We start from the raw sequence: 246 nt of genomic DNA on the forward strand, positions 1-246 counted from the left end.
GATGGTTCCTTAGATATCGCGAAAGCTAAAGCCACTGTCACCGCCAATAGTTTAAATACGGTTTATAACGGTAAAGATCAAACAGCTGCTGGCTTTACTGCAACAGGTTTGGTCAATGGTGAAACTACAAGTGTATTGTCAGGTGTTTCGGCAACTGTCATAGGCAAAGATGCAGGCCAATACACCAATACCGCAACAGGTATAGACAAGAATTATGATTTAAGCTTTGTTGATGGCTCATTAGAG

1 protein-coding gene is annotated in these 246 nt (G+C 41.5%); it reads left to right on the plus strand.

What is annotated here, in order from left to right; all coding sequences use genetic code 11:
* The coding region (locus FY049_RS22290) for an MBG domain-containing protein (protein WP_446084446.1) at nt 1-246 on the plus strand (246 nt) is incomplete at both ends.

It is taken from the genome of Acinetobacter sp. 1125_18A (genome assembly GCF_052824985.1).